The sequence below is a fragment of the Paenibacillus xylaniclasticus genome, assembly GCF_004001065.1.
GTDB lineage: Bacteria > Bacillota > Bacilli > Paenibacillales > Paenibacillaceae > Paenibacillus_T > Paenibacillus_T xylaniclasticus.
This window is the reverse complement of record NZ_BIML01000014.1, coordinates 1-9636: the sequence shown is the minus strand read 5'-3', so window position 1 is coordinate 9636 and position 9636 is coordinate 1. Positions and strand designations below refer to the sequence as shown.

Genomic DNA, 9636 nt, shown 5'->3' with positions numbered 1-9636 from the left:
TAGTTACTAACGGTAATTCCTGAATGGAATCGATTAGATTTCCGCATCCCGTCACACTAGATGGATGATTTACCGATTCGTTTTAATCGCAATGAAAGCTGAATTTGGTTGGCTTCATTATCTCCCTCCCGCTAATTAGACGGTGCATGGTGCGAGGCGGGCAACGTCGGTGAATGATGGGTTCATTCTGCAATGGGTAAGCCTTACATGATGGACACACTCAAATATTGTGTTCTTGCTTAATCTTCTCAAACCATTCCATAGCAATCATACCTGCGGTTTTTACCGAATCGTTCGTGTGTATCAATTCATAAGCATAGTCCGCAGTTAAACTATTCGTTTTTACATCATAAATAATCTTCATCTCGGTAGGCATCTCACGATTAAATTGTTTGCAGATGCTCAACATCTCTTTGATGTTACCATTTATTATTTTAATTACAGATTTCTGTCTTTCCACCGACACATTGTAAGAGTAACTAGCCCCTTGAATATCATTAGCCAGCGCATCATTTAGCTTGTGTCTTTCTACAATTTTCCCATTAATACAATAGAAAAAGTCACTAGAAATAAGTCCCATTTCATGCGAGCAATAGATGTATATTTTATCTGCCTTATCATTAACATACTCTAAGCATATGGAAACCATATCCGCCTGTAATTCACTAAAGTAATCCTCAAAAACCTTCCCCAAAATAGCCCCTCCCTAATTCAATATACTTTCTTCCATAAACTTTCCATCTATCTCATATTGTACTATAAACTCTGATGGTCTCATACTATCCCCATCATACTTAATCTCAACATTTACCTTTACATGTTTTCCTTCCTCAATAGCTTTTGCCCATTGATTTTCAATCTTTTTATACTGACTTAAATTCACTTTGCTTGATTGAGATACAAGGTTATCAATTTCTGGAGAACCACCGAATCTATCCCCAGCCAAATGTCCCGCATGGTCACCTGGTTCTTTTCCTGGTGTATTTGAATCATGTGGTAACCGTTCTTCCCTTGCAGTTAGCATTAATTCATCTGTACTGAATTTTTCAATACGGCCAAGATTGTCCGTTTCATAATCGTACTGATGTTCACCAGCTTTATATTTCACATTTGGTTTAAGATTCCCTGCTTCATCAAATGGAGTATCGACAAAAGTTTTATTAACTTTAGGCGTCCCCTCAGAAATCCTACTCTCTCCAGTATACATGCCGTCCCTCAGGTTTTGAATCTGCTGCTGTCTCTCCGGCGTTATTTTAGGCACTTCCGGGTCACGCGGTGGGCCTAGATCGAACAGCCTTGCATCGAATCCATCGACAGTCGACGGCTTGAATCCGCCTATTGCTTCATCCGCTCCTTTAAAGAGGTTCGTTACCCATTTCCCTGCGCCTTTTACGACTACCTTACCGCCAGGGATCAATGACGCGACTGTACCTACTCCGGCAATGATTCTATCCGATGTCGACAGCTTATTGCCCATTAGGTCTTCGCCCGACACGACTTCATATATCCCCTTAGCCGTTCCCACGAACGGGATCATATCCAGTCCGAGGTTCACATACGTCCACCATGATGAGCTGCCCGTGTCCCGCTTCGCTTCGTTAGACACCAGCTTCTCTTGGCGTACGCTTACAAAGTCGATCAATGGCGCAATGATGCGAGTACGTTCCCCGTCGAGGCTAAGGACGATCTCCCTTACGATTCTGTCGGTCGAATAACGGATCGCCTCCTCCAAATCAACGCCCTGGAATTTCGCCTTCAGCTCACTGAACACCGCATCGATGCGGGCAAAAATATCTTTAATTTGATCCGGCAGTCTGCTTATATCCGCGGCCATCTTATCGATCAGGGTGGTTCCCTTCCCGGAGAGATATTGGTTTACCTTCCTCCCCATATCAACAGAAACATCGATGATGAGCTTCAGCAATCCGCCGACCGTGGTCACGATCCCTTTCAGCACATCCGATTTGAAGAACTGCTCGATTAGGTTCGCGCCCTTGGCTATCGCCCGATCCCGAACGTTATCGATCCATTTCATCATCGCCGCGATTCCTTCACGAATCGCATCAAACATTTGGTTGCGATAATCATTCAAAGCATCTACAATCGCCTGCTCAATATGTCGTGCTGCCTCCCATGCATCGGACGCTGCATTGCCTACGGCTCTCGCCTGATCACCAACCCAATCCCACCAATTCTGTTTCTCGCGAAAATCCTTCATTTCCGACAATAGCTTGCGGATCGTCTCCTCTGCATTCTCGTACTGCTGTATGGATTCGCTGAGAAAAGTAAGAAGCAAGTTAAATTGATGGTCTACCTCCCGCAGAGACCCCCTTACACTGGAGATCCGCGAACCAATGCTTCGCCGGGCCGCGATGGCGCTATCTACATGCACCGAGGAGACCGCATTCTGTGTTCTAACGAGCCGCAATCGGCTCTTATCCAGCTCTCGTTGGATTTGATTCAATTCTGTCAGATTCACGTTGATGGATGACATTACAGCTCCACCGCCTTATTATCCTACACATCTGAGATTCGTCCTATTAAACAAGGGGAGCCGGAGCCCCCCTCACTTGTGTAAACTAGATGAATGATTAGTGCGTTCCCGATATTGTCAAATCATCCGCTGACGATTTACTGCTGGAGTATACCGCAACGACCGGATAAGGAATGCTGTTAAGCGACCATGATGTCCCCGCAATATTGACCGATTGATTAATCGGAGCGCTGTATTGAAGCGTATACGTGTCGCCGATCGCCTTAATATCCGCAGCCATGAGCAGTACGCTCGTATTGGTTCTCAGTTCCTTAATATTAGCCTGCGTCGCAGCTTGACCTTTACGTACCGCAACCGCCGATGATGGCAGCACATAATGGAAGTGCCAGCGCTGCGCCTGCATCGCATACTCGTAAGTCGACAACATATTGCCTGGATTGCGGTTTACGCCATAGGTGTTGGGTTGGCCGATGTATGTCCGATTGCGTCCAGTCAGCTGCAGCAGCTGCGAGTTGCCGTACCTATAGTTGTCATGCGGCTGCGCCGCTTTGCCGGTTGCCCGGTCTCCACCTGCGTTCTCGAATAGGCTGGCTACTTGAGCGGTCCAATCCAGCTCAGCATCCGATACATTCCTTCGGACATATTCGTTATCCCAATCCAGATAAACCGGATTAGAGTACACAGATGAAGGGCTCCAGCCCGGCGTGACTGCGCCGAATTTGTTGATCGGCTTGTACTGACCGTTCACATCCATGTAGATATCGACCGGTTGAATCGCTCCCGTCTTGAGATTTAAGTGATAATAATACGGGACAACCTGCAAATTGCTGTAATAGTTGCCGATTGTCTGCAGATCCGTGTATACCTTGTAGCCTGGCCGTAGCGGCTGATTACGCAGAGCCGCAATGTTGTTCTTCTCCGGCGACAATGGGAACGGATTAATCGCCCGCCTTAAGTGCGGAAGCAGTCCGTACGTATCCAAATATCGGGTAGCGCTGCTGACGATCTCGCCGCGAATGTCGATTTGATCGCCGACCAGCTGATTCACCTTGCTCTGGTCCACCTTCTTCACGACATTCGGTACGAGCCACTGAGTCGGAGACAGCGGCTGCTTGAAGAAGTTCGAGAACCGGAAGTCGCCCGTATCTTCGATCACCATATTCCCGATTCTTCCAACAACGTCAATATTAAAGCTCTTCAATGTACTATGCCGAGCCGCGTGCGGCTTCGGAGTATCGTAACGGACCCTGTTCGTGAATAAATCGTTATCCTCATAAGTCGCGTTAATGGCAATACTCTTGAATTCGACAAGTGCACTGATTTGTTCCCGGTTGGCCAACGGCAGATAAAATTCGAACCGCGTCTTCGGCACCTCAAGCGAAATCCAAGAATCCGCTTTATACATGACACCCTCATAAATAACGTTAAAGTTAAACTTCACATACTTCGCTCTGGTCCATTCGGTCGTATCCATTCCGTCAACGAAGCCTTTACCGCGAATATCGGTCGTCAAAGGCCAGCCCCATTGACCGTTGCCATAGAAGTCGCCTGTATTCGGGAAATCTAACGTAAATTCATGATCAAGCAAGATAAAATTAGCCGCGCTGCCAGACGAGGAACTCGTCGGGTCCAGCGGACGAGCAACTAGCTTATATGCATCAGCAGGAGGTGTCGTATCTGCTCCGCCCGCTAATGTGCTTGAAATTACCGTCGGGCTGCCTTGAGCTGGCATAGGCGGTGCCGTAATCCTTACTTGCCCGTGGCCGTTGCGCACCCCGCTCTGCATCGAGCCGTTCTTTACACCGCCGATGTAACCGGAGCCCCCGCCACCTCCTGAATCGTCATTGTCGTCGTAAGACGGATAATCGTTACCGCCGGCTCCGCCGCCGTAATACCCGCCGCCGCCGCCGCCGCCGCCGGAGCTCGATCCAGCCGTGTTGCTGCCGCCTTGGCCGAAGGAACCGTTGCCGCCATAATTGGAGCCGCCGGCCCCACCGCTAGTCTGCGTTCCGCCAGTACCTGGCGTTCCGTAGTTATCTCCGCCAGTGCCGCCTATCTCCCCGCCGCCGCTGCCGCCGGCTTGGCTTCCACTGGGGCCTCCTCCTCCTCCTGCAACTATAATTCGATCATAGAGCGTTGTACCGCCGCGGCGTACATCCGAGGCACCGCCCCCTGAATCGGTAGGACGGCCATGCCCGGAGCCGCCTCCGTTCCAGCCCGTGTTACCTCCAACATAGATATAAATCGTCTCGCCTTCTGTGAGCTCGACTTCCCCTTTGGCATAACCACCCTTCCCTCCATTGCTGGACGTACCACCCTGCGCTCCCCAGGCTTCAATCGTGTAAGTCCCCGTACCAGGCGCCGTGAATGTCTGTACACTCCCTGTATAATCAAACACCTGAGCCGTTGCCGGCGTGGCCGGCTTATAGTCGGGATTCGGTACCTCTTGCGTGACATAAACCCCGTCGATAGCGATAAACTCCTGCGTCGTCATGTTCTTCAGACTAATATTATCCGCATATACCGTGCCGCCTGCCGCACTCTTCACAATCGAGATTCGCACTTCGGTTGCATTCGCCTGCGTTGTGAACGTATGGCTCTTCGTCACGGTTGCTCCCGATACGGCAGTCGCACTGCCCAGACCGGATTGTAATACAGTGCCATCCGCACTCAACACTTCGACTCTCAAGTAGCCGTTCGAGCCTGATGCGCCGATGCTGCCTTCGAATCGGTACTGTACGTTCGGCTTCACCGTGATCTTTTTCTGATAGCTGCCCGTGCCCGTGCCTCCAATCGCAAAGCTCGTACCCGAGATGAGGCCGCTGCTGCTGCCGAAGGATGGGCTGCCTGACAGAACAACAGTATCCCATCCGGCTACAGAGCCATTGACGTTCACAATCTCCGCGTCTCCGTTCGCCACGATGTTCTGGCGGTAATCCGGATCTAGTATGCGCTCATACTCAAATACCGGCTCCTGCTTATTGCCCCCGATAGCCTTAGAAGCATCGGTACGTTGATCCAACCTGCTCGGCAGCGAATTAATCTTCGCATTCTGAACCGAGACCGGATTATGAATCACAACATCGTTCACCTTCGAATGCAGCGGCGAGTAGGCACTGTCGAAGGATTGACCGTTCATCTGGTAATTAGTATCGTACCCGACCGAATAAGCGACCGGAAGATTCTTCGGATTCTTATTCAGAATTACTTTATAGAATACGCTGGCATTGCCCGTGATGACCAATCCATTCTGCAGACGATCTGGAATATCCAGCCCCGTCTCCATCAACCGCATATAAGGCGCTGGGCGGGCCGGACGGTTCAGCCCAGCCGGCATGCTGTCGAATATTGTTGTAACCGTACCCGTTGAAGCACCTGAATACTTCGAGAGCGGAGAAAAATACTGGCCATTGTACGAGCCGATCTTAATCGTATCCCGCGTATCCCATTGGGCAGCCGACAGCGGATTATTCGTCCACATCGTATCGAAATCCGTTGTCGGAACCTCCAACAATTCAGTCGTCTTAGCGGTATTGGATTTCTTCTCGAAATACATGACAGACTGATCACCGGTAGACGTCTGCAGAATGAGGAAGTCAGATATCGCCGTAACGTTAGTCTTCAAGGCCCTGCGCTCATCGAACTTCTTCTGCTCGTTCACTTTGCCTTGTTTATTGTTCGCCAGACTGTTGTCCGAAGGTCCTTCATACCATACGACGTCATCATGCTGATCGGTTTCAAGCGAATAGCGAAGACGCCCGTCGGCGCTGTTGTTGTTCGTTGATTGATTGAAGAAGATGTTCGGATCGCCTTGCTTCACCGTAGCCGTCACTTCATTCGTGCCGACTAGTTCTGCCATGCCGTTCACTTTGGAACGATGTAATTTCCATACGACCGCTTTATTAATCTTCATATAATCAAATGTTACCGTCTGCGTCCACGTATCCTCGTACCCGCCTACGGTATGAAAGTCATAGCCTTCCTGCACCCAATAATAGTCAGTCTCCGACTTTTCGGGCTTGCCGCCGGTACATGGATCGCCAGAGCAAGGAACGGCCGGCTCAATAACGTGCTTGAAGGAGTGCAGCGTTACGTTCTCGGTATAGGTTGCGCCTGCATCATCCGTTTTCGTTCTGGCGTTCGGCTTCGACGGAACAGAATTATGACCAACGCTCCCTGTAATCGGACTCATCGCCCATCCGTTCACAACTGGCGTAAAGTACGAACGGTACGTGCGCTGCTTCGTAATTTTCGGTACATACTCCACTTCGACATCCACGATAAACTCTGAGCCTCCTGAAGCGAAATAAAGGCTGCGCGTCGTCGGTGTTCCCGACATCGCATCGAATGTCTCATTGGAGGACGTACCCGCAAGCTGCGGTGACCCTTCCTTAATCTCCGACCAGTATTGCGGCGATGAAATAAAGCTTCCTGTTTCTTTATCCTCTGGTGGGGCGATCCAGGTTGCAATTATCGTTTCCCCAACTGTGCATGACTTGGTTACAAGCTTCCCCTTCTTATCCTTAGCGGAGACAACGACCTTGGCATTGTATCTAAAGCTCACTTTGCCGCCCGGCGGGATCGGGTAGTTCATTAAATCGTCATTATAAATTAGCTTCGTCTCGCCCTTGAGATATGAGATTAAGCTGGATGAAGAAACGGATACCCCCGTAGTACCTTCTGTTGTGTATAGATTGGGAGCGTTTCCTATCTTAGACCATTTGGCTGGCTCCCCTGTATTAGAGATTGGAGCAACCGCTGTATTGTCATTACGGTATAAGACGACCCGAATCGTAAAATCGGTTTTATCCTTGGCCCATTTCGCCCACTGCTGCCAATCCGTGTTCGCAAAATCTATTTTCATGGGAACAATTTTGCCGATAACCGACTGCTTCTTAGGCAAGACCCCTTCAAGCTTGGCTTTATCCGGAATCGTGACTTGAGTGGAGCAATTACAATCTAGCTCTGCAGCTGGCTTATAGAGGATCACGACATCAGTGCCCTCTATGTACATTGGGGGATTCCGTTTCTTCACTTCCGGACCTCTCACGAAATAAGGGGAATCCCCTGAACCGTCGCAGTTAATCTTTTTATTATCAATACTTGGTTTTATATACGAGCAAGCGATTACCCATGTATCCTTAGCGCTATCCTCAATTGATTCGGGCACATCGACTTGAATCGTCTTGTCCGTAACCTTAAACCCTTTACCATCTGGCCCTTTAATCACCGTTTCAGCCTTAATGGATGTTCGATCAGATTCTTTCAAATAATGAACCTTTATTGGATAGTAAGCACTGTGATAGGGAACTGGCACATCGTATTTTGGTCGGAAGTAACTTTTATCACTCCACGGTTTCGCTTCCCTAATCCCAGATAGCGTCGAGTACTCACCCGGTTGGATAACATTATCGATTTTTATTTTGAATATTGGATTAAAATATAAAGTAGTATTGTCCTTTATTTTATTGAAATTTGGGTTAGTTTTAAGTATTTCTACAACCTTTGCAGCCGGTAGCGCGAACTTCGTTACGTAGATATCATTATTGCATCCATCAGTACTCGCTCCTATACTTCGTGCGTATGTGCACTCTTCTATGTCGTTAATATATTGAGAATTATTCTTAAACTCACTAAGATCAAGGACTACATATCGGCTGGACCCGCCTGCAAGCGGTGTACATTCGGACGTTAATTTATCATCCCCGGTGCAAGTGATCCCTTCATTGACGGTCGTCGTACTGGGATCATCAAACCGAATGATAAATTTTACCGTCGTATACCGCGTACCTGACGTTGCCTTCTTGTTGGTCGTTATATAATAAAACCAACCGGCTTTTTCTGGATCATCACTGTTATCGAACCAGGCACCTGTTTTGTATTCTCCGCTGGTCTCTAGGAATTGGTCATTTTTATTTTCTACTGCATGTGCTATTTTCGGTTCAATAGGAACTCCAGCAATTAATAATAGAATGGAGAGTACAATGATAAGAAACTTTTTCATTCCTGACCTCCATATACCTTGATAGCATACCTTACTGTCTTCTCATTAATAAACTAATTCCAGAAAATAACCTTATTCTGTATTATTCACTTACTTCATAAAAGTAGCGACCCTTCAGAAACATATTCTCGAAGTAATACACTGAAAAATATTCATGCTGATAATTAAAACTGTTTGTCGCTAAATAGACATCCGAATAGCCGTCATACCATACATTCTTTTTAAGCTTAAAGGAATCTGATCTCTTCGTAACATCTGTGTTATCAGGAAATACCTGAGAAGTATCGTTCGCCGATATCACCATGAACTTGAATCTCGTCCTAACGATAACGAAGCCTCCGGCTTCACGGACCTGTGACATTTCCGGATCGGCGTAGCCTTTAACGATAACCTTATTTTTTTTGACCCAACCCGCATAGAACTTAGCAACATCCCGAATACCCTGAATATCTATTGAACTCAAGCCTTGTTCTCCACCCATATACTTAATAGCATTATCAGCGAACTTCTTCTCGTTAAACGTTCGATAATCAACATTCAATGAGCTTGCATAAAACTGCTTAATCCGCTCTGCCCATTGATCCGCATATGTTTTATAATCCCAAGAACGCTTCTCCGCCATATATTGCCGATTGTTCGGCTTGCCTACATTAATATCCTGATAGAATCGATCCGGCAGATCCGTCAGCTTCATCCAATTGGCATCCCATTTCTTGCTGTACTCTCGTCCCCAAGGATCGAGCACAACCTTCCCGCTGTCCACCTTCTTCTGGTATTCCGCATCCGTCACGCGCACAGAATGCGCACCTGCGTCCCATTTGACATCTGAATGCAACACTTCTGACACAAAGCGAAGCGGCACCATCGTGCGTCCTTCGTATTTCTCCGCGGCGGTGTCCAGCGTGACGGCTTCACCGTCTACAACTGCGTTCTTTGAGCCGATCTGCATCTCAATCTTCTGGCCTTTGTACGCGATAATAGCCGTCTGCGTCTTATTGTTCCATTTCACATCGGCCCCCAGCTTCTCGCTGACGAACCGTATCGGCACCATCGTAAATCCGTCCGTGTTGATATAAGGCTCGCTGTCTGGAAATTTCACCTTCTGTCCATTCACAATGATCGGAATAATCCGAAGATC

At 48.1% G+C, this 9636-nt stretch carries 4 protein-coding genes; all 4 read right to left on the bottom strand.

The genetic code is table 11. The annotated features are described in order from the left end of the window. Positions 1 to 220 precede the first annotated feature (220 nt). Positions 221 to 649, bottom strand: coding sequence for a DUF600 domain-containing protein (locus PXY01_RS14515; RefSeq protein ID WP_127570746.1), 429 nt, complete (start codon positions 647 to 649; stop codon positions 221 to 223). Between the two features lie 57 nt (positions 650 to 706). Continuing rightward, the gene (locus PXY01_RS14510) at positions 707 to 2494 is read right to left on the bottom strand and encodes a DNA/RNA non-specific endonuclease (protein WP_127570745.1); all 1788 of its coding nucleotides are present in this window, start codon (positions 2492 to 2494) and stop codon (positions 707 to 709) included. 97 nt (positions 2495 to 2591) lie between these two features. Further along, positions 2592 to 8498, bottom strand: a complete 5907-nt coding sequence (locus PXY01_RS22620; protein WP_127570744.1) for a glycine rich domain-containing protein — start codon at positions 8496 to 8498, stop codon at positions 2592 to 2594. Between the two features lie 82 nt (positions 8499 to 8580). Beyond that, a partial coding sequence (locus tag PXY01_RS14500; RefSeq protein ID WP_164744436.1) for a copper amine oxidase N-terminal domain-containing protein occupies positions 8581 to 9636 on the bottom strand: 1056 nt, incomplete at its 5' end.

What these genes read in the sequence shown, in the direction of transcription:
- PXY01_RS14515 (WP_127570746.1), bottom strand. Translation starts at nt 649, where the DNA reads ATGGTTTCCATATGCTTAGAGTATGTTAATGATAAGGCAGATAAAATA.
- PXY01_RS14510 (WP_127570745.1), bottom strand. Translation starts at nt 2,494, where the DNA reads ATGTCATCCATCAACGTGAATCTGACAGAATTGAATCAAATCCAACGA.
- PXY01_RS22620 (WP_127570744.1), bottom strand. Translation starts at nt 8,498, where the DNA reads ATGAAAAAGTTTCTTATCATTGTACTCTCCATTCTATTATTAATTGCT.